Here is an 18,560-nt window from a genome sequence, read left to right on the forward strand (position 1 = left end):
TGCCGTGGCGTTGTGGACGCGTCCGCGCGCGAGCGTCTCGTGCCGGATGCTGCCTGTGTTGAGGCCCGGAGCATGTGCCCGTCACGCATGGGCGGTGTTCGTTCCGCGTGGTGTCATCTCTTCAGCGGGAACGGGCATCGCAGGAGCGTGCGATGGGTGATGTGTCCTCGAGAAGGCTGGCAGGCTCCGCGGCGGGCATGCTGAGGGCACTGCCCGGCCAGGAGTCCCAGCCGGCCTCCGCGACGCCACCCGAGGGCTCCGTGGCGCTGGTCTTCACCGACGTCCAGGGCTCCACGCGGCTGTGGGAGCGTTGTGGCGCGGGCATGCGTGACGCGCTGGAGGTGCATGACCGCGTCCTGCGCTCCCTGCTGGTCGGCAGCACCGGCTACGAGGTGAAGACGCAGGGGGACTCCTTCATGATTGCGTTCCCCTCGGTGCTGGAGGCGCTGACGTGGTGCCTGGAGGCGCAGGACGTGCTGCTGCGCGCGCCCTGGCCGCTGGACATCCTCTCCCAGCCCGAGGCCGCCGAAGAGGTGGGGCCCGGAGGACTGTTGTTCCGGGGCCTGCGGGTCCGCATGGGCGTGCACGTGGGCGAGCCGGAGTGCCGCGTGGACGCGCGCTCCGGCCGGACGGACTACCTGGGCCGCATGGTGAACGTGGCGGCGCGCGTGGCGGCTGCGGGCCATGGAGGTCAGGTCCTGGTGAGTGGCGGTGCCTGGGCGCAGGCCGCGCAGGCGTTGGAGCCGCTGGGCCGGCCTGCGGTGCGTCCCCTGGGCGCGTTCCGATTGAAGGGCATCGATGATGCCGTGGCCCTGGTGGAGGTGCTGCCCGCGCACCTGTCGGAGCGGCGCTTCGGAGTTCCACGTGCGCCGAGAGATCGCCAGGGGAACGTGCCCGTGCTCCAAGAGGGACTGGTGGGGCGAGGCACCGAACTCGGGCAGCTCCGCCGCTGGCTCTCGGATGGCGCGCGGCTCGTCACGCTGCTGGGGCCGGGAGGCATGGGCAAGACCCGGCTGGCCACGTCCTTTGGTGCGCTGGAGCTGGAGTCCGGGGAATGGGAGGGCGGGGTGTGGCTGTGTGAGCTGGCCGAGGCCCAGACCGCGGAGGCGCTCTGCCTGTCGGTGGGCCATGCACTGGGAATCCCCCTGCGCGCGGACGGTGACCCGACCGAGCCGGCGGAGCGGCTGGGGCGCGCGCTGAACGACTGTGGCGACGTGCTGCTCATCCTCGACAACCTGGAGCAGGCCGTGCAGCACCTGCCCGCCACGTTGGGGCGCTGGCTCCAACTGGCGCCTCGCGCGCGCTTCCTGGCGACGTCGCGCGAGGCGCTGGGCCTTCCCGGTGAGCGACTGCTGGACCTGGCGCCGCTCTCGGTGCCGGAGGAAGGCGAGTCCCGGCTGGAGGAACTGGTCCGGTCGGACGCGGTGCGCATGTTCGCGCAGCGGGCGCGGGAAGCCCGAGGCTACTTCGAGCTGACGGCCGGCGAGGCGCCGATGGTCGCGGACATCGTACGGCAGTTGGATGGAATCGCCCTGGCCATCGAGCTGGCCGCCGCGCGCATGGCGCTGTTGAGCGTGAGCCAGCTTCGGGAGCGGCTCACGCGTCGCTTCGAGCTCCTGCGCACGGGACGGCGTGATGGCCGCGCGCGGCAGGCGACGCTGCGAGGCGCCATCGACTGGTCCTGGAACCTGCTGGAGCCGGAGGAGCGGACCGCGCTGGCGCGCTGCTCGGTGTTCCGTGGCGGTTTCACGCTGGAGGCGGCGGAAGCGGTGCTGGGGCTGCCTGCGGACGGGCCCGCCGTGCTGGACGTGCTCCAGTCGCTGCGCGTCAAGTCGCTCTTGCGCGTGCTGGAGGCGGAGCTGCCCGGCGGTGACTCCCGGCTGGGCCAGTACGAGAGCATCCGTCAGTACGCCGCGGCGCGGCTGGCCGAAGAGGGCGTGGACAATGCGGCCGCGTTGGCGGAGCGGCACGCGGATTGGTACCTGTCGCTGGCCCACGGCCTGCGCGCGCAGGTGCGCAGCCAGGGCGGCGCGGAGGCCTTGCAGCGGCTGGCGCTGGAGCGGGAGAACCTCCTGGCGGCGTGTGACAACGCCCTGGCCGTGACGCCCGCGACGTCACGTTCGGTGGAGCGGGCGCTGGAGGCGTTGGTGGCGCTGGAGCCGGAGGTGGTGACGCGCGGCCCGGTGCGCCTGTTGCTCGAGCGGCTGGACGCGGCGCTGGCGCTGACGGACCGGGTGATGGGCGCGCCCAGGCTGGTGGCCGAGGCCGTGGCGGTGCGTGGCCGCGTGTTCCTGGAGGCGGGCGACCTGGTGTCGGCCCGCAGGGATTTGGAGTGCGCACGCGCATCACTGAGGACGCTGGGCGCGGTGGCGGGCGAGAAGCGCGTGCTGGTGGACCTGTCGATTGTGGCCCGTCACGAAGGTGAGCTGTCCCAGGCCTGGGCGCTGGTGCGCGAGGCGCGCCTGTTGTCGTCGGAGGGCGACCGCTGGCTGGACGCCTACACCGTGGGCAACCTGGGGCTGGTGGAGCAGGCCCGCTGCGGCGCGGAGTCGGCCATTCCCCACCTGCGCGCGGCGCAGGCGCTCTTCCACGGCGTGGGCGACGTGACGTTCGAGGTGGGCTTCCTGTCCAACTGCGCGGTGGCCATCGGGGAGATGGGGCGCACGCGCGAGGCGATGAGCCTGCTGGAGGATGCGATGGCGCGCTCGGCCAGTGTGGGAGACCGGGCGGGGCATGCGCTGGCTCGCCTCAACCTGGGCTGCTACCTGCTGGAGGAAGGGCGCCCGCAGGAGGCGCGCGAGCACCTGCTTGCCGCTGCGCGCATTGGCCGGCAGCTGGGGCAGCGGCTGCTGGAGGGCACCGCGCTGGGCGAGTTGGGGCGCGCGGAGCTGGCCCTGGGGTCGTGGAGCGAAGCCTGGGCGCGGCTGTCGGAGGCGGTGTCCGGCCTGGGGCGCGTGTCGCGCGGGCAGGTGCTGCGCTTCGCGGTGTACCGGGCCGTGGTGGAGGCGTGCGTGGGAGACGCAGCGGCGGCGGAGGCGAGCTTCGTCGTGCTGGAGGGCGCGCCGGAGCTGCGAGACGACCCGGTGCTGCGCGAGCTGGCCGCGCTGCTTCGCGCGGCGGTGGACCTGGCGGAGGCACGAGCGGCCCGGGACGACGTCGCGCGGGCGCAGCGGGCCTTCGAGTCGGTGCGCCGGCGCATCGCGCGGGCCCGGAGCGCCCCGCCAGAGGCCGCCTCTTCGGACCTGCGTGGCGCGCTGGGCTTTCTGGAGGAAGCCCTGTGGCGGCTCACCTCGGAGCCCGAGGACGTGGAGGCCCTGGAGGTGGAGGGCAGGGGCGCCCCTGTCTGCGCCGGGGCTGCTTGACGCCCCTGAAACGGCTGTGCTTCAAGCGGCGCTTCCATGCCCGAAGCGCGCGTCACCTTCGTCTCCGTCGCCACGCGTGAGTTCCGTCCATGAGGCCCGCCCTGCCCGAGCGGCTGCGGCGCATCCTGGACACGGTTGCATCGTTCATCGTGGCGAACGCGGGCCCGTTGGGGGCCGCCGGGGTGGGGCTGTTGGCGTTCCTGGCCATCTACGGTCCAGCGGCGCTGAATCCCACCCGCCTGGCCTGGCTCATCCGTGACGACTTCAGCCAGCACCTGCTGGGCTGGTTGTTCTTCCGCAACGAGCCGCTCCGCTTCCCGCTGGGCGCCATCGACGGCTACCTGCATCCGCTCGGGACGACGCTCGGCTATATGGACGCCATCCCCTGGGTGGCGCTGCTGCTGCGGCCGTTCTCCAGCCTGCTGCCCGCCGACTTCCAGTACATCGGTCCGTGGATGTGCATGTGCCTGATGCTGCAGGGCGCCTCGTCCGCGTGGGTGGCGCGGCGGATGGGCGCGACGGTGCCGCAGCAGTGGCTGGTGGGCGCGCTGCTCGTGCTGTCGCCCACGCTGCTGGCGCGCATGAGCATGGCGCACGAAGCGCTGTGCGCGCACTGGACCCTCGTGCTGCTGGTGGGGCTGAACCTGATTCCGCAGCGGGACGCGCGCGAGGCGAAGCAGGCGCTGGGCATCGCGCTGGGGCTGTGCGTGTTCGCCGCGGGCGTGCACCCTGTAATTACCGCCATGGTGCTGTCGCTCGCGCTGGCGCTGTGCATTCGGACCGCGCTGGAGCGGCGGCTGCCCTGGCGGTGGCCGCTGCTGGGCGCCGTGGTGAACGTGGGCGTGGTGCTGGTGCTGTTCTACGTGCTGGGCTACCTCGGCACGGTCCGCACCCTGGGCGCCGACGCCTTCGGTGGGTTCTCCGCGGACCTCCTGGCGTTCGTCAATCCGCTGGGCTACCGAGACTCCTGGTCGCGCTTCCTGGGGGCGCTGCCGAGGCAGGGCGCCCAGTACGAAGGCTTCGGTTACCTGGGGCTGGGCGTGCTCTTCGCGCTCTGGACCGCGCTCATCCTGCTCGTGCGGGACGCGCCGCTCGTCGCGCGGCAGTGGCGCAGGCTGGTGCCGGTGGGGCTGGTGGCGCTGGGCCTGGGCTTCTTCGCGCTGTCCTCACGCATCACCCTGCAAGGCGAGTTCATCGCGGACCTGACGGGCCTCTACGCGCCGGTGATGCGGTGGGTGGAGCCCTTCCGTTCCTCCGGCCGCTTCGTGTGGCCGCTGTACTACGTGCTGGCGCTGGGCTCCGCGCTCGCGCTCATCCGCCTGCCCCGGCCCACGGTGGCGCCGTCGCTGCTGGCCCTGGCGCTGGTGCTGCAAGCCTTCGACGTGAATCTGGGGCGGGGTCATCAAGCGAAGGAAGGGCCGGCCTGGAACACACAGCCGTCCGAGGCGCTGCGCGAGGCCGCCGTGGGACGCAAGCACCTGGTGCTCTACCCGCCGCAGATGCATGACGGCTCCGGACGGGGCTGCCGCGCCGGGCCCATGGACTTCCACCGCTGGGCCTATCGCGCCTACCTGCTGGGGCTCACCTTCAACAGCGGCTATGTCGCGCGACTGGATGACGCGCGCGCGCAGCCCTACTGCCTGGGGCTCGACGACGATGTCCGGGCGGGCAGGCTCGACCCGGAGACCATCTACCTCTCCATTCCGCAGCGGCTCCATGAGTTCCGCGCCATTCGCGGTACGCGCTGTGTGCAGGAGGAGCGGCTGTGGATGTGCGTCCTGGAGCAGGCGCCCGCTGCTCCGCTGGAGCACGCCTCGCCCTGAGTCCGGAGGGAGGACAGGGGGCGCGAGAGGGGGTATGGAAGGTGCGTGAGCGCTTCCTCTTCTCGCGGCATCCTCTTCGACCTCGACGGCACGCTGGTGGACTCGCTGCCGGACATCATCGACAGCTTCCTCCACGCCTTCGGGCACCTGGGGCTTCCGGCGCCGACCTACGAGCAGGTGCGTGCGCTCATCGGCCACCCGCTGGACTGGATGTACAGCCAGTTCGAGCCGGACCACGTCCCCGCGTTGTGCGTGGCCTACCGTGAGCACTACCCGCTCAACTTCCACCGGCGCTCGCGGCCCTACCCGGGCGTGGTGGAGGTGCTGCGCGCGCTGCGCGAGCGGGGTTACCTGCTGGCGGTGGCCACCACCAAGCGCCCCGACATGGCGCGCAAGTTCGTGGACGCCATGGGCCTGGGCTCGCTGCTCCACCACGTCCAGGGCACGGATGGCTTTCCGCACAAGCCCGCGCCCGACGTCATCCACCACGCGCTGGCGGCCCTGGGCACGGGCGGGCTGTGGATGGTGGGGGACACCGCGCTGGACTTGCGCGCGGGGCAGGCCGCGGGGCTGCGGACCTACGCCGTCACCTGGGGCACGCATCCGGTGGACGTGCTCGCGAGCGCCTCACCGGACGAGCTTCAGCCGGACCTGCAGCGGCTCCTGACGCACCTGCCGCCACTGGCGTGACAGCGGGCCTCTTCGGGGGATGAAGCCAGCGCACGGGCCACCTGGACTGCGGGGGGCAGGGCCTCGGGCGCTGGCCTCAGGTCGCGCTCAGTCCGCCGCCATCCCCGGGCACTTGCCCGTGTCCAGGTACTTCGCGTTCCGGTGGATTTCGGAGCTCAGCTTGTCCTGCCGGGCCGGGTCGACGGCGGTGTAGACGATGACGACGCCCTCCGGTGAGTCATGCACGCTGGCGATGGACGGCACCGACGGCGCGCCCGCGGAGCCCGGCTCCTCGCGGCCGCCCATCTCGTTGTAGTCCACGCCCGGTGGCTGGGCCATGCCGCTGCCGCCCGTGCCGTGCTCCTGCTGGAACTGCATCATCCTCCGGCTGCGTTGCTGGAGGTCCGCCACCTTGTCGGTCTCCGGCGTGACGATGATGAGGGCCACGCCCTCCGGGATGTCTTCCGCGCGGGCCTGCGCGCCGGACACGTCCATGGGGCAGTCCGTTTTCATCTCCGCCTGCGCGTTGGGTGGCAGGCCTTCGTTTTGCCGTGGCATCTGCTGCGCCGTGGGTGGCATCCCGCCCTGGGATGTCTTGGCATTTCTGGAGCAGCCGACCGAGAAACACATCACCGCCGAGGCGGCCAGCGCCGCCGGGAACCTGAATTTGGACATGAGCCCCCCTTTGCTGAAAGTCCTGCGCGCAGAAGGTGGGGAGCGGTGCGCGGCGGTGGCAATACGCACTGACGTACCAGAGGGCCAGCCTCGGGGCCGATGCGCGTATTCGCGGCGCGACGGATGCGGCCTCGGTTCACGTCAGCCGCGAGACATCCTCGGGCGTGTCCACGTCATCGCCACCCCCGGGCAGCGGGACGTCCACCACGCGCGAGGCCACGCGCGCAATCACACCGCGCGCGCCCTGGCCCGGGCTGAGCGCCTCCAGCTCCGGGAAGACTTCACGCGCGAAGAGGGCGGGTACGCCTCGAGTGTCCTCGTAGGCGGAGGCCACCACGGACGCACGAGTCCGTTCAAAGGTATCCAGCAGCGTCCGCAAGTGCGCGGCATCCACGCGAAGCTGGTCGCACAGCAACACGAGCACGGCGTCCAGCGCGGGGGGCTCCATCTCCCGCAGCGCACGGAGTCCCGCGCGCAGGGAGCCTCCAGGGCCCGCGGCCCAGTCCGCATGGTCCACGGTGCGCACGGCGAGGCCCGTGAGCTCCGCTGAGACCGCATCCCGCGACGCGCCCAGCAGCACCACCACGGGGCCGCACCGCAAGGAGGCCGCGGCCTCGGCGGCGCGCCGCACCAGCGTCGAGCCCTGGTAGCGCACCAACTGCTTGGGGTGGCCCAGCCGGGAGGAGCCGCCCGCGGCCAGCAGCACCACGCCCACCGTCATGCGAGCCTCCGCACTGGCGGGGGCGCGGCGGTGTGGATGGGCGCGCGCCGCTCGCGAAGCTTGCCGCCCTCGCGTCCGGCGACCACTGCTTGGAGCTCGGCGATGATGGACAGGGCGATTTCCTCCGCGCCTTCCGCGCCCAGGTCCAGGCCCACGGGCGCGTGCAGCTTCTCCAGGTGCGCGTCGGTGGGCGGGGAGGGCAGCTCCGCGAGCAATCGCTCTATGCGCGAGCGAGGTCCCAGCACGCCCAGATAGCGCAGGGGCCGTGGGAGGAGCTGCGCCAGCAGCTCGCGGTCCTGCGGCAGGCTGTGTGTCATCAGCACGGCCAGCGCACGAGGCGGCAGGGGCACCGCACTGGGCGCGTCCGGGGCCTTCGCCGATACCACCGCATGGGCCTGGGGAAAGCGGCGCCACAGGGCCTGCGCGGGCCGGTCCGCCACCACCGTGACATGCCAGCCCAGGGCCGCGGCCTGGTTCACCACCGGGGCCACGTCGAAGCCGCTGCCGAAGAGCACCAGGGGATGGGGCGGCTCCACGACTTCCACCAGCACGTCCGCGCCGCCGCACGGGCCACTCCACGTCCGGCCCGTCTCCAGCGCCTTGCGTGCGGCGTCGCGCACGGCGTCTCCCAGTGCGCCGGAAAGCTGGCCCGCTTCGGTGCCGTCATCGCGGAGCTTCAACCGGGAACCCACGGCGTCCGCGGGGCCCCGGTACACCGTCGCCACCACCGCCCGGCGTCCCGCTTCCCGCGCCTCGGCGGCGAAGGAGAGGGCCTCGCCCGCGCCCGCCTCCCAGCGCTCCAGCAGCACGTCCACCACGCCGTTGCAGCCCAGCGCGAAGGAGAAGGCGCCTTCGTCCTCCGCGGTGTCGCTGGTGGAGTCGTAGCGCAGCAGGCGGGGCCCGGTGGTGGTCCAGAAGAAGGCCTTGCGGACGACGTCGGCCTCCAGACAGCCGCCGCTGATGCCGCCCGCGAGCCATCCGTCCTCGCTCATCAACATCCGCGCACCCGGCCGCCGGTAGGCGGAGCCCGATACCTCGACCACCGTGGCCAGGACCAGGGGGCCGCGAGCTTGTGCGCGCGCGCGGAGGATGGCGTCCAGGTCCTTCATGTCTCGTCGTCCTTGGTGGGGGTGACTGGAACGCGACGAGAAACTGTAGTCGGCGCCATTCCATCCCGGCCAGTGACGTTCTTTCGCGGGAGTGCCCCGGGGCGGGCCTGGGGGCGACACTCGACACTCGCGGCGACTGGATGAATCCTCGCGGCTGGGGTGTAGTTCCCATCCGCATGCCCGTCCTGCGTTACGCCTTCACCCTGAATGCCGTGCGAGAACTCGGCCGTCTGGCTCCGGACATCGCCCGGGCACGGGCGGAGGCGGCTCTGGACACGAGCCTCCTGCACATCCGCGAAGCCTGCACGGCCGCGCTGGGCATGGAGTTCGACACACTGGTGTGCTTCGACGCGCGCTCCGTGGTCCGCTTGTTCTCACACGCGGAGCAGGCCCGCATCCTGGCCCGGCTGGTGGACGAGCGGGCACGCACGCTGGCGCGGCTGGGCCGCTACCAGGAGGCGCTCGAGGACACCGTCTACGCGGGGCAGTTGCTGGCGTGCTCGCGCCAGCGCTTCGGCCTGCCCAAGGATGCACGCGCGGCGGAGACGCTGGAGCGCGAGGTGCCCGAGCTTCGTTGACCCACGCGTCGTGGGCCGCGCTTCACCGGGAGCGCTCGCCACCCGGTGGCGGTTCATCCTCACGGCGCGCGGGCTCGGGTTCCGGCTCCAGTCGCGCCTGTCGTTCGCTGGCTTCCCAGGAGGCCTGGGCATCGCCCGCATGAACCTGACGGGCGGAGTCGTCATCCTGCTGGTCCGTCCACGAGGTGTGGCCCCCCGCGTAGCCTTCAAGGGGACGCGGTCCCCGGTGGGACTCCACATCCAGGTCCTTCTGCTCCTCCTCGCGCAGCCGCCTGCGCTCCTGCTCCCGCTCGCGCTGGTGCTGCCGCTCCAAAATGTCATCCGCCATGGTGGCGTCACCTCCTGCACCAAGGTGGTGTTCCCCCGCGAAGTCGGCAGCGCCGGGCATGGCCACACGCGGCAGGCCGCATGCCCGGCGTTCAATCAACGGGCACCGGGCGCGAGCACGCTCGCGCTGGCGCCTCCTGGCCATGTCAGCCTTCGCGCATGCGCAGCACCACCTTGCCCGTGGCGCGCCGGGCGTCGAACTCACGCAGGGCCTGCGCGCCCTGCTCCAGCGGGAACACCGGGCCCACGACAGGCGTGAGCACACCTTGGTCTGCCATGGCCTCCAGGTCCTTGGCGATGGTGGGCGTCAGGGATGGCTCGTGCAGGAGGAAGCCGCCCCAGGCCACGCCGACCACGTCGATGTTGCGCAGCAGGAGCCGGTTCACCTGGACCTCGGGGATGCGGCCGCTCGCGAAGCCCACCACCAGCAGCCGGCCTTCGGGCGCCAGGCACTTGAGGCTCTTGTCGAAGATGTCGCCGCCCACCGGGTCCACCACCACGTTGGCACCCAGGCCGCCCGTCTTCTCCCGCACCTGCGCGACCCAGTCTCCGGTCGACAGCAGCACCTCGTGCGCGCCGGCCCGCCGGGCGACGTCCGCCTTGCGCGCGTCGCTCACCACGGCGATGACGCGTGCCTGCGCGCCGCGCGCCACCTGCACCGCCGCCGTGCCCACGCCTCCCGCGGCGCCATGGACCACGACGCTCTCCTCCGCCTTGAGCCGGCCTCGCCGGTGCAGCGCGAAGTGCGCCGTGTGGTAGTTCATCACCACGCCCGCGGCCGCCTCGAAGCTCCAGTCCGCGGGGATGGGGAACACCATCTCCGGCTGAATCGCGGCCACCTCGGCGAAGCCGCCCAATCCGAAGCTGAAGGCCATCACCCGCTGCCCAGGCTTCACCGCCGCGCCCGCGGGGGCCTGCCGCACCACGCCCGCCACCTCCACGCCCGGAATGAAGGGCAGGGCGGGCTTGAGTTGGTACTGCCCCCGGGTGAGCAGCAGGTCCGGAAAGCTCACCCCGGCCGCCACCACGTCGATGAGCACCGAGTCCCCCGCCTCGGGCTCGGGCACGTCCACCAGTTGGAGCCCGTCAGGGCCGTCCAGCCGCTGTAGCTGCAATGCGCGCATCGTTGCCTCCCGGACAGGAAGCGTAATGGCCAGCCACGGCGATGCCAGTGTTGCCTCACGCGCGCGGGCGGACCCCGAGTCCGGCACAAAGTTCACACGACCTGTGGAAAACCGAGGCCCGCCTGGACGACCTGTCACGTCACGTAGAAGGTGGCTCGCACTCGTAGTGGACCTCGCAAGTTCATGAAACTAAAGGATTAATCGTAAATAACCTGAAGTCTAAGAAGAGGATAGAAACTGAAATAATCGCGCAACCTTGAAATACGCGTCATCCCTGTGTCATCGTGCCTCCTAATCTTTCCGCTTAGGAGGATTACATGGTGCAGAAGAGAGTGCGCGGAGCGCTCGGTGTCGCGGCGCTGTCTGTCGTTGTCGGTTGCAACGAGTCCACCCCTGCCCCCGAGGCCGACAAGCCTACGGATGCCGCGAAGGCGGCGATGCTGGAGAATGGCGCGAAGGTCATTCTGACGGACAACCAGAAGGTGGCGCAGTTCGTCACCGGTCTGTCGATTGCTCTGCCGGATATTCCGGCCGCGGGTCCCAAGGCGCTCAATGCGTCCGCGCTGGCCCCGGTCGTCGACGCCGTGGCGCCGACGTTCCGTCTGGAGCCGGGCAACCTGGTCTTCAAGAAGGCGCACACGGACAAGCAGGGTGACAGCCACTACCGCTATTCCGTGAAGCACAACGACATCCCGGTGCTGGGCGGCGAGCTGATCCTGCACGCGCGCAACGGCAAGGTCTTCGCGGCGAACACCAACGTCCGCAGCGACCTGCGCGCCGAGCTGAAGGCGACCATCGCGGGTGAGGTTGCCACGTCCGCGGTGGACTCCGACCGCGAGACGCTCAAGGGCTGGGTCACCGACAAGAACCCGGAGCTGGTGTACTGGCGCGTCGATGACGAGCTGCGCCTGATGTACAAGGTCGTCCAGCACGGCAACAAGGCGGACGGCACGCCTGTTCGCGACTGGGTCCTGGTGGACGCGCGCAACGCGGATGTGATGCTGCGCATCCCGCAGATCAAGGAGTCCCTCGACCGCCGCCTCCACAACGGCAACAACACCACCACCCTGCCGGGTCCGGTCGTTCGCACCGAGGGCCAGGCGCCGGTGGCGGACCCCGTGGTCAACACCAACTACGACCACCTGGGCACCGTCTACGACTGCTACAACACCCTGTTCGGTCGTGACTCCATCGACAACGCGGGCGGCACGCTCATCAGCACCGTGCACCACCGCGTCAACTACGTGAACGCCTTCTGGGACGGTACCCAGATGGTGTACGGCGATGGCGACGGCGTGACGGCCACCAACCTGGCCAACTCGCTGGACGTGACGGCGCACGAGCTGACCCACGCCGTGACGGACAACGAGTCGGACCTCATCTACTCGGGTGAGTCCGGCGGCCTGAACGAGTCGATGTCCGACGTGTTCGGCGCGGTGTGCGAGTGGTACGGCGACGGCGCGGACGAGGTCTCCCCGCGTCACTGGCTGATTGGCGACGACGTGTGGACCCCGTCCATCCCGAACGACGCCCTGCGCTACATGAACGACCCGGCGCTGGATGGCGACTCGCTCGACCACTACCACAACTACGTGCCCGGTACCGGCGTGCACTACAGCTCCGGTATCTCCAACCTGGCGTTCTACCTCCTGTCGCAGGGTGGCACGCACCCGCGTGGCAAGAGCACCATCGTGGTGGCGGGCATCGGCATCGAGAAGGCCGCGCAGATCTTCTACAAGGCCAACACGTTGATGGTGCCGACGTCCAACTTCGAGGCCGCGAAGACCATCTCTGAGCAGGCCGCGGCGCAGCTCGGCTACGACGCCGCCACCATCGAGTCGGTGTCGAACGCGTGGAAGGCCGTTGGCGTCAGCGTCCCGGTTCCGCCTCCGCCGACGGACCCCATCGTCAAGGACACGCCGGTCGTCGTGTCGGGTGGCGCCAACGAAAAGAAGTACTTCGAGGTCACGGTGCCGGAAGGTGCCTACAACCTGCGCTTCACCCTGTCGGGTGGCACGGGTGACGCCGACCTGTACGTCCGCTACAACAACGCGCCCACCACCGCGCTGTACGATTGCCGCCCGTACGCCGGTGGCAACAACGAGGTCTGCACCTTCGCGGCTCCGCAGCACGGCAAGTGGTACGCGATGGTGAACGGCTACCGTGCGTACTCCGACGCCACGCTGACCGTGACCTGGGAGGGTGGCTACGTCCCCATCGAGAGCGGCATCGCCGTGGAGAACCTCTCGGGCGCGGCGGGCTCCTCGCAGGTGTTCATCCTCGACGTTCCGGAGCGTCGCCCGGGCCAGGGGAAGAACAACATCTACATCCAGACGGGCGAGGGCACGGGCAACCCCGACCTCTACGTCAAGCGCGGTGGCGCCCCGACGCACGCGGACTACGATTGCCGCAGCGTGAAGGACCACCAGTCGGAGAAGTGCAACCTCATCAACGCTCCGGCTGGCCGCTACTACATCGAGGTCTACGGCGCGAAGGATGGCTTCGAGGGCATCGTCCTCATCGGCTCCTTCCTCGAGCCGCTGCCCAAGTAGTCTGAAGTGACGGCGCGGCCTTGAGCCGCGCCGATGAGGCCCCGGGTGCTCCGCTTCACGCGGCGCCCGGGGCTTCGTGCTTTCTACGGCGTGGGGCCGGGGAGGATGACGCGCAGGCAGCTCTCCCACGCGTGCACGCCCCGGTACTTCCACTGCACGGGGTAGCCCAGCGACACCTCTTCGAAGCGCACGCCGTCACGCCACAGCGTCGCGGGCATGTGGAGGTGGCCGGAGACGACGACCTCCGCGCGGTAGCGGGTGTGCCAGTCCTCCGTCTGCTTCGTCCCGCACCAGATGGAGAAGCGGGGGATGCGCGGCAGTCGCACGTGCTCGTAGCGCAGCGGGTAGTGGTTGACGAGGACGGTGGCGCAGCCCGGGGGCAGGGCGTCCAGCCGGGCCCGCGTGGCTTCGACGCGCGCGGCGCACCAGGCGGCGCGGCTGGCGTGGGGCTCGGGGTGCAGCAGCACCTCGTCGGTGCACAGCAGGTCATCCTCCCAGGCCCACTCCAGCGCCTTGTCCGCGGGCACATGGTCCGGGCGGAACGTGTAGTCGTAGCCCAGGAACATGGGGACGATGACGCGCTCGGGGCCCGGGCCGGGCCAGCGAGGGTAGGGGTCCTCCGGCGTGAGGGCGCCGTAGCTGCGGCACAGGCTCACCAGCCGCTGGTAGCGCGCCTCACCCTTCAGTTGCGGCTGCTCCGACGGCATGGTCCACAGCTCATGGTTGCCGGGCACCCAGATGACCTGGCGGAAGCGCTGGGTGAGGGTGCTCAGCATGAGCTCCATCTCCGCCAGCGTCTCGCCCACGTCCCCCGCGACGATGAGCCAGTCCTCCGGATGGGCCGGAAGCGCCTGGAGCGCCAGGCGGTTGTCGTTGTGGCGCAAGTGCAGGTCGCTGATGGCGTAGAGCTTCATGGCGCGTCGAGCGGGCACCTTAACGCGGGCTTCCCATCGATGCTGCACCGATGCCCAGCATCCGCAGCAGGGCATGTACCTCCGAGGGTGGCGCGGCGCGGTCCATCCAGGTGATGTCCCGCGCCAGGGGCGGCATCACCGCATGTAGCGCGCAGGCGGTGCGGGGGTGGCTCGCACGCACCTGCTCCAGCAGCCCCAGCCCGTCTCCGTCCGGGAGCAGATCGCCCGTCACCACCACGGACGGCGCTTCTTCCTTCACGAGCGCGAGGGCCTCCTCCACGCAGCGGGCGAAGCGCTTCCCGCCGGGTAAATCCCTCACGAGACGCCGCAGCGCCGCGAGTGAACGTGGGTCTTCGTCCACGAACAAGAAGGTCAGCATGGTCTTCGCGCCAGCAGGGTGAGACCTGTGTGGTTGGCCAAACGCACGAGGTTGCCTACCTACAAGACTACTCAGGAAGTTCTTGGATGCCAACCTCTCAAGTCATATCGACATGTGCGGACCCGCTAGGTTAACGACCCATGGAAAAGACTCTCGCATCCCGCCTTGGCGGAGCGGCTCGCCTTGCTCGGACCCGACTGAACCTGACCCAGGCCGACGTGGCGGAGCGCATTGGCATCGCGAGCGAAGTCTATGGCCGGCTCGAGCGCGGCCACATGCTGCCGAGCATCCAGACGTTCCGCAGGTTGTGCACGGTGCTCTCCATCTCCGCGGACGAGGCGCTGGGCCTCAAGCCGGTGCAGGAGGTGAAGTGGGCCGCCGAGCCGCCCAGTGACTACGGCGAGTCCGCAGAGCTGCGGCGGCTCATGCGCCGGGCCAAGCAGTTGGACCGGACGTCCATTCGGATACTCAGCGTGCTCGCGGCGCAGTTCAGGCCGCGCGGCTGATGCATGTTGCCGGCGGGTGAGCGCGGCGCTCACCGCCCGGGCTCCAGTTTCGCCAGGCGCTCCCGCAGCTTGCGCGCGGAGGGGAAGCCGTTGAAGAGCACCACCTGCGGGTGGGCCTCCAGCGTCTCTCGCTCCGCGGCCTCCTTGGCCAGCGCCCGGTCCACGCCCAGCAGCAGGCCCACGTCCGGCCGCGAGCGCAGCTCCGTCAGCCTCCGGGCCAGGGGCGCCGCATGCCATGCGTGGAAGAGCTCCAGCGCGACTTCTCTCTTGGACTCGCGGTGGCGGAAGGTGAGGTCCGGCACGCACAGTCCGGAGGCGCCCACGTGCCGGGGAAGGGGCGTCAGGTCCAGCTCCCAGGCGTCATCCGCGAAGCCGTCCGCGAGGGAGGCCACTTCCGGAGGAATGTGACCCAGTGCGGCGGGTAGGGGCGAACGCAGTGGGTCCTTGTGGCTGAGCATCAGCGTGGCCTGCCGCCGCGAAGGTTCCACGGTGGCGGTCAGCTCCCAACGCTCCAGCACTGGCACCACGGACAGGAAGGTCGCCAGTTGCAGGCCGTACTTCTTCTGGAGCGCCAGCATGGCCCCGGGGCCCTCCACGTCGAGCGCCCAGTTGTCGTCGTCGCGCCACACCTCGGCCACCAGGCGGCAGAACTTGAGCCATCGGAGCACCTTGCGCACGCGCAGCAGGTCTGGCGCCTGGGCTCGCAGGCGGAGGCGCCGCGCGGACAGCAGGGGGCCCTGCGCGAGCGCCAGGTTGTAGCGGTCCAGCAGGTCCTGGGCGTCCAGCGCCTCGCCGTCCCACCCCACCAGCCGGCGGTGGCCGGGCAGGTCCGAGTACAGCGCCTCTCGGGCCTCGGAAAGGGGGAGGGGGAGCGTCTGGGCCAGCCGTGCCTCGAAGTCCTCCACCGTGGCGTCGGGAGGCAGCGCACGCAGGACCTGCCCCGCCGCCTTGATTCGCTCCCAACGGGCTTCCGTCACGCCGGGCGCGGGCTCATCGAAGAGGAGCCGGTCCAACGCCAGCTTCACCAGGCCGCGCGCGACCTTGGGCTTGGTGAAGGCGCCGGCCTTCAAGCCCAGCGACTCCTCGATGTCGTCGCGCTGACCGCCGTGCGAGGCCGCTACCTCCGCGAGCAGGTCCTGGGCGAAGGTCAGCAGTTCCGTGTCATCGCGCTTCACGAAGACGGGGCGCAGGACGCCCTGGCGCACGCGGAAGTTGAGCAGCTCGCGTGTCAGCATCTCAGCCGCCCTCCTGATAGGCGCCGTGCTGGCGTCGCCGCTCGCTGATGCTGCTCTCCGCCGTCTGTGCGGAGCACACCTCGTACAACAGCGCGCGCTTCCCCGGTCGTTTGCGCAGGATGCGCCCCAGCCGCTGCACGTGCTCGCGCACGCTCGCGCTGCCGCTGAGCACCACGCCCACGCGCGCCTCGGGCACGTCCACGCCTTCGTTCAGCACGCGCGAGGTCAGCAGCACCGGCAGTTCCCCGGAGGCGAAGGCCGCCAGCAACGCCTTGCGCTCGGGCACGGGCGTGTGGTGCGTCAGCGCGGGTAGCAGGAAGCGGCGCGCCAGCGTGTACACCGTCTCGTTGTCGTCGGTGAACACGAGGACACGGTCGTCCCGGTGCTCCAGGAGGATGCGCCACAGCACCTCCTGCTTGCCGCTGGACGTGAGCGCAATCCGCCGTTGCTCGCGGTAGGCGCGGTACGCCGCGCGGCCCTCGTCGCTGCGCTGGCTCTGTGCCAGGAAGCGCGCCCACCCGTCCGGCGCGGAGAGTGGCACGCCCAGCCTGCGCACGAAGCCCAGGTACAGCGCGCGCGCCGTGTCGTAGCGCGCCTTTTCGTCGGGCGTCAGCGGGACTTCCACCCGCTTCACTTCGTAGGGCGCCAGGTATTCACCCTGCAACTCCCGGATGTCCGAGCGGTGCACGCGGGGACCCAACAGCTCCTCGCAGACGCGCTCGCCGCCATCGGCGCGCTCCAGCGTCGCGGTGAGGCCCAGGCGGTACGGTGCCAGCGAGCCCTCCGCGATGAAGCGGTAGCTGGGCGCGGGCAGGTGGTGGCACTCGTCGCACACCAGCAGGCCGAAGCGGTTGCCGTGGAACTCCGTCTGCATCGCCGCGGAGTCGTACGTCGTCACCGTCAGCGGCTGCCGGTCATTCACGCCGCCGCCCAGCAGGCCCACTGGCACGGAGAAGTGGCGCGCCAGCACGCCCTGCCACTGCGTCATCAGGTCCAGCGTGGGCACCACCACCAGCGTGGGCCGCTTCACGTGGGCGATGGCGAGCACCGCCAGCAGCGTCTTGCCCGCGCCCGTGGGCAGCTCCACCAGTCCACGTCCGCCCGCGCGTGTCCACGCCTCCAGCGCCTGCTGCTGATGCGGAAAGGGTTGGATGGGCGAGGTGAGCGGCAGCTCCAGCGGCTCGAAGCGCTTCGCCTTGTCTTCGTAGGGGATGCCCAGCTCCCGCAGCCGCAGCACCGCCTCGCGGTAATGCCACGCGGGCGCGCGGTAGACGCCGGTGCGCCCGTCCTTCTGGAAGAGGGCTCGCAGGCGAGCATCTTCCGGCAGCGTGGGCGCGACGAGGGTGCCGCAGTCGAAGTGGAGCTCGGTGGGCGACGGCATCGGCGTGTAGGGACCTAGCCGGTCATCCTGGGTTTCGCCAGTCTCATTGAAGGCCTGGAAGGCAGGCTTGCAGGCATGCGCTGTTCACGGTACCCAACGCGCGGCATGCGTTTCATCTCGCTCGTTCCGATGCTGTGTGGCCTGGCGGTCGTGGCCCAGGCTGGTCTCAACCGTCGCTTCGGGGGCCAGTGGGGCCTGATGAGCGCCGTGCTCTTGAACATGGTGGTGGCGACGGTGGCCACCTTCGCGGTGTACTTCATCGTGCGCACGGTGCCGGCGCTCTGGCCGGAGGCCGCGGCGGGCCAGGGCCGCTTGAGCGACTTCACGCCCTGGCACCTGTTGCCGGGGTTGTGCGGCGTCATCATCGTCCTGGGCATGCCCTTGGCCATGAGCCGCCTGGGGGCAGTGCAGTCCGTCCTGCTGCTGATGGCGGCGCAGCTCCTCACCAGCCTCGTGTGGGATGCGATGGTGGAAGGCCGCCCCGTGACGTTCCCTCGGGTGCTGGGCTCCGGGCTCGCCTTCATCGGCGCCACCATCGCCGTCTGGAAGGGCTAGATTCAGCTGCAAGATGCGCCGGGTCCTCATCGTCAGTCCTCACGCGCCTTCGCGCGAGCTGTTGCGCCGTATCCTCGAGGCGCCAGACCTGGCCATCTCCGTCACCGGGGATGCGGACGACGCCTTCGCCTCGCTGACGTCCCGGCCTCCCGCGCTGGTGGTGGTGGACGTACGCCGCCCGGATGAGGACCACCCGCTCTTCCTGGGCTTGCTCCGCAAACGTCACCCGACGCTTCCCGTCATCGCGCTCGTCCCGGGCAGGCTGCGCGTCTTCGACGGGCGGCACGAGCGTGTGCTCGAAGCCCACGGTGACACCGCCGAGTCACTCCATCAGATGCTCGTCTCGCTTCAACAGGCCATGCACGAGCTGCTCGCCCAGGACCTGCTCCGGCTGTGGCGCCCACCTGTCGGGCGCGCCTGAAGGGCTTCGTCGTCGCTTCAACAGGGGGCCGGTACGCCGGGACAGGCTGTTCGGCCCGCGAACGTAGTTTTTTCCGGCCGCCGTCCGGCTCCGCTTGCGCCCCCTGGCTCTGCTTCCTTGTAAGCCGCTGAAATGATTCGTGTTCCGTGCTCCGGCTGGCACGGCACGGCGAATGCTATGGCGTTGGGCACGGTGCGACGCGGGCCGGCGGATGGGGAGGGTTGGCGGG

17 protein-coding genes are annotated in these 18,560 nt (G+C 70.5%); 8 read left to right on the plus strand and 9 right to left on the minus strand.

Going from position 1 to position 18,560, the window contains the following annotated elements; translation table 11 throughout:
- The first annotated feature begins 74 nt into the window (after nucleotides 1-74).
- From FL344_RS22105 to FL344_RS22115, 3 genes are all read left to right on the plus strand, one after another.
- Nucleotides 75-3,362, plus strand: a complete 3,288-nt coding sequence (locus tag FL344_RS22105; RefSeq protein WP_141619916.1) for an adenylate/guanylate cyclase domain-containing protein — start codon at nucleotides 75-77, stop codon at nucleotides 3,360-3,362.
- Nucleotides 3,363-3,451: 89 nt separating this feature from the next.
- Nucleotides 3,452-5,185 (plus strand): DUF6311 domain-containing protein, encoded by a 1,734-nt coding sequence (locus tag FL344_RS22110; RefSeq protein WP_141619917.1) that lies wholly within the window; start codon nucleotides 3,452-3,454, stop codon nucleotides 5,183-5,185.
- A gap of 45 nt (nucleotides 5,186-5,230) precedes the next feature.
- Nucleotides 5,231-5,875: an HAD family hydrolase gene (locus FL344_RS22115; protein WP_141619918.1), complete on the plus strand. Its 645-nt coding sequence runs from the start codon at nucleotides 5,231-5,233 to the stop codon at nucleotides 5,873-5,875.
- 87 nt (nucleotides 5,876-5,962) lie between these two features.
- Here the strand turns inward: FL344_RS22115 and FL344_RS22120 are convergent, their stop codons facing one another.
- From FL344_RS22120 to FL344_RS22130, 3 genes are all read right to left on the minus strand, one after another.
- On the minus strand, nucleotides 5,963-6,529 hold the full coding sequence (locus tag FL344_RS22120; RefSeq protein ID WP_228565269.1) for a hypothetical protein: 567 nt from the start codon (nucleotides 6,527-6,529) through the stop codon (nucleotides 5,963-5,965).
- Between the two features lie 136 nt (nucleotides 6,530-6,665).
- Nucleotides 6,666-7,250 carry an NTP transferase domain-containing protein gene (locus FL344_RS22125; protein ID WP_141619920.1) on the minus strand — a complete coding sequence of 195 codons (585 nt, stop codon included), beginning with the start codon at nucleotides 7,248-7,250 and terminating at the stop codon, nucleotides 6,666-6,668.
- Nucleotides 7,247-8,359, minus strand: a complete 1,113-nt coding sequence (locus FL344_RS22130) for an XdhC/CoxI family protein (RefSeq protein WP_141619921.1) — start codon at nucleotides 8,357-8,359, stop codon at nucleotides 7,247-7,249. The genes FL344_RS22125 and FL344_RS22130 overlap by 4 nt, the downstream gene beginning before the upstream one ends.
- A gap of 176 nt (nucleotides 8,360-8,535) precedes the next feature.
- On the opposite strand from FL344_RS22130, the gene FL344_RS22135 reads away from it, so the two are divergent.
- Nucleotides 8,536-8,937: a hypothetical protein gene (locus FL344_RS22135; protein ID WP_141594082.1), complete on the plus strand. Its 402-nt coding sequence runs from the start codon at nucleotides 8,536-8,538 to the stop codon at nucleotides 8,935-8,937.
- Nucleotides 8,938-8,959: 22 nt separating this feature from the next.
- On the opposite strand, the gene FL344_RS22140 is transcribed toward FL344_RS22135, so the two are convergent.
- On the minus strand, nucleotides 8,960-9,265 hold the full coding sequence (locus tag FL344_RS22140) for a hypothetical protein (protein ID WP_141594083.1): 306 nt from the start codon (nucleotides 9,263-9,265) through the stop codon (nucleotides 8,960-8,962).
- Between the two features lie 145 nt (nucleotides 9,266-9,410).
- Nucleotides 9,411-10,388, minus strand: a complete 978-nt coding sequence (locus FL344_RS22145; RefSeq protein ID WP_141619922.1) for an NADPH:quinone oxidoreductase family protein — start codon at nucleotides 10,386-10,388, stop codon at nucleotides 9,411-9,413.
- 317 nt (nucleotides 10,389-10,705) lie between these two features.
- On the opposite strand from FL344_RS22145, the gene FL344_RS22150 reads away from it, so the two are divergent.
- Complete coding sequence (locus FL344_RS22150; protein WP_141594085.1) at nucleotides 10,706-12,940, plus strand: M4 family metallopeptidase; 2,235 nt, start codon at nucleotides 10,706-10,708, stop codon at nucleotides 12,938-12,940.
- A gap of 83 nt (nucleotides 12,941-13,023) precedes the next feature.
- On the opposite strand, the gene FL344_RS22155 is transcribed toward FL344_RS22150, so the two are convergent.
- Nucleotides 13,024-13,854, minus strand: a complete 831-nt coding sequence (locus FL344_RS22155; protein ID WP_011556054.1) for a metallophosphoesterase — start codon at nucleotides 13,852-13,854, stop codon at nucleotides 13,024-13,026.
- 19 nt (nucleotides 13,855-13,873) lie between these two features.
- A complete protein-coding gene (locus tag FL344_RS22160) occupies nucleotides 13,874-14,233 on the minus strand; it encodes a response regulator (protein WP_225909505.1) in 360 nt (119 codons plus the stop codon).
- Nucleotides 14,234-14,373: 140 nt separating this feature from the next.
- Between FL344_RS22160 and FL344_RS22165 the strand changes: the two genes are divergently transcribed.
- On the plus strand, nucleotides 14,374-14,739 hold the full coding sequence (locus tag FL344_RS22165; protein WP_090492124.1) for a helix-turn-helix transcriptional regulator: 366 nt from the start codon (nucleotides 14,374-14,376) through the stop codon (nucleotides 14,737-14,739).
- 29 nt (nucleotides 14,740-14,768) lie between these two features.
- On the opposite strand, the gene FL344_RS22170 is transcribed toward FL344_RS22165, so the two are convergent.
- Together FL344_RS22170 and FL344_RS22175 are read right to left on the minus strand one after the other, a co-directional pair.
- Nucleotides 14,769-15,974 (minus strand): DUF790 family protein, encoded by a 1,206-nt coding sequence (locus FL344_RS22170; protein ID WP_141619923.1) that lies wholly within the window; start codon nucleotides 15,972-15,974, stop codon nucleotides 14,769-14,771.
- A 1-nt stretch (nucleotide 15,975) separates the two neighbouring features.
- Nucleotides 15,976-17,355, minus strand: a complete 1,380-nt coding sequence (locus FL344_RS22175) for a DEAD/DEAH box helicase family protein (protein ID WP_141594088.1) — start codon at nucleotides 17,353-17,355, stop codon at nucleotides 15,976-15,978.
- Between the two features lie 105 nt (nucleotides 17,356-17,460).
- On the opposite strand from FL344_RS22175, the gene FL344_RS22180 reads away from it, so the two are divergent.
- Together FL344_RS22180 and FL344_RS22185 are read left to right on the plus strand one after the other, a co-directional pair.
- Nucleotides 17,461-17,910: a DMT family transporter gene (locus FL344_RS22180; RefSeq protein WP_228565270.1), complete on the plus strand. Its 450-nt coding sequence runs from the start codon at nucleotides 17,461-17,463 to the stop codon at nucleotides 17,908-17,910.
- A gap of 13 nt (nucleotides 17,911-17,923) precedes the next feature.
- A complete protein-coding gene (locus FL344_RS22185; protein ID WP_090492128.1) occupies nucleotides 17,924-18,331 on the plus strand; it encodes a response regulator in 408 nt (135 codons plus the stop codon).
- Nucleotides 18,332-18,560: the final 229 nt, after the last annotated feature.

This window comes from Myxococcus sp. AB036A (assembly GCF_006547355.1).
GTDB lineage: Bacteria > Myxococcota > Myxococcia > Myxococcales > Myxococcaceae > Myxococcus > Myxococcus virescens.

Excerpts from the sequence above, each read along its gene's own strand:
- FL344_RS22110 (WP_141619917.1), top strand. The coding sequence starts at position 3,452 with ATGAGGCCCGCCCTGCCCGAGCGGCTGCGGCGCATCCTGGACACGGTT.
- FL344_RS22120 (WP_228565269.1), bottom strand. The coding sequence starts at position 6,529 with ATGTCCAAATTCAGGTTCCCGGCGGCGCTGGCCGCCTCGGCGGTGATG.
- FL344_RS22125 (WP_141619920.1), bottom strand. The coding sequence starts at position 7,250 with ATGACGGTGGGCGTGGTGCTGCTGGCCGCGGGCGGCTCCTCCCGGCTG.
- FL344_RS22130 (WP_141619921.1), bottom strand. The coding sequence starts at position 8,359 with ATGAAGGACCTGGACGCCATCCTCCGCGCGCGCGCACAAGCTCGCGGC.
- FL344_RS22135 (WP_141594082.1), top strand. The coding sequence starts at position 8,536 with ATGCCCGTCCTGCGTTACGCCTTCACCCTGAATGCCGTGCGAGAACTC.
- FL344_RS22140 (WP_141594083.1), bottom strand. The coding sequence starts at position 9,265 with ATGGCGGATGACATTTTGGAGCGGCAGCACCAGCGCGAGCGGGAGCAG.
- FL344_RS22145 (WP_141619922.1), bottom strand. The coding sequence starts at position 10,388 with ATGCGCGCATTGCAGCTACAGCGGCTGGACGGCCCTGACGGGCTCCAA.
- FL344_RS22150 (WP_141594085.1), top strand. The coding sequence starts at position 10,706 with ATGGTGCAGAAGAGAGTGCGCGGAGCGCTCGGTGTCGCGGCGCTGTCT.
- FL344_RS22155 (WP_011556054.1), bottom strand. The coding sequence starts at position 13,854 with ATGAAGCTCTACGCCATCAGCGACCTGCACTTGCGCCACAACGACAAC.
- FL344_RS22160 (WP_225909505.1), bottom strand. The coding sequence starts at position 14,233 with ATGCTGACCTTCTTGTTCGTGGACGAAGACCCACGTTCACTCGCGGCG.
- FL344_RS22165 (WP_090492124.1), top strand. The coding sequence starts at position 14,374 with ATGGAAAAGACTCTCGCATCCCGCCTTGGCGGAGCGGCTCGCCTTGCT.
- FL344_RS22170 (WP_141619923.1), bottom strand. The coding sequence starts at position 15,974 with ATGCTGACACGCGAGCTGCTCAACTTCCGCGTGCGCCAGGGCGTCCTG.
- FL344_RS22175 (WP_141594088.1), bottom strand. The coding sequence starts at position 17,355 with ATGCCGTCGCCCACCGAGCTCCACTTCGACTGCGGCACCCTCGTCGCG.
- FL344_RS22180 (WP_228565270.1), top strand. The coding sequence starts at position 17,461 with ATGCGTTTCATCTCGCTCGTTCCGATGCTGTGTGGCCTGGCGGTCGTG.
- FL344_RS22185 (WP_090492128.1), top strand. The coding sequence starts at position 17,924 with ATGCGCCGGGTCCTCATCGTCAGTCCTCACGCGCCTTCGCGCGAGCTG.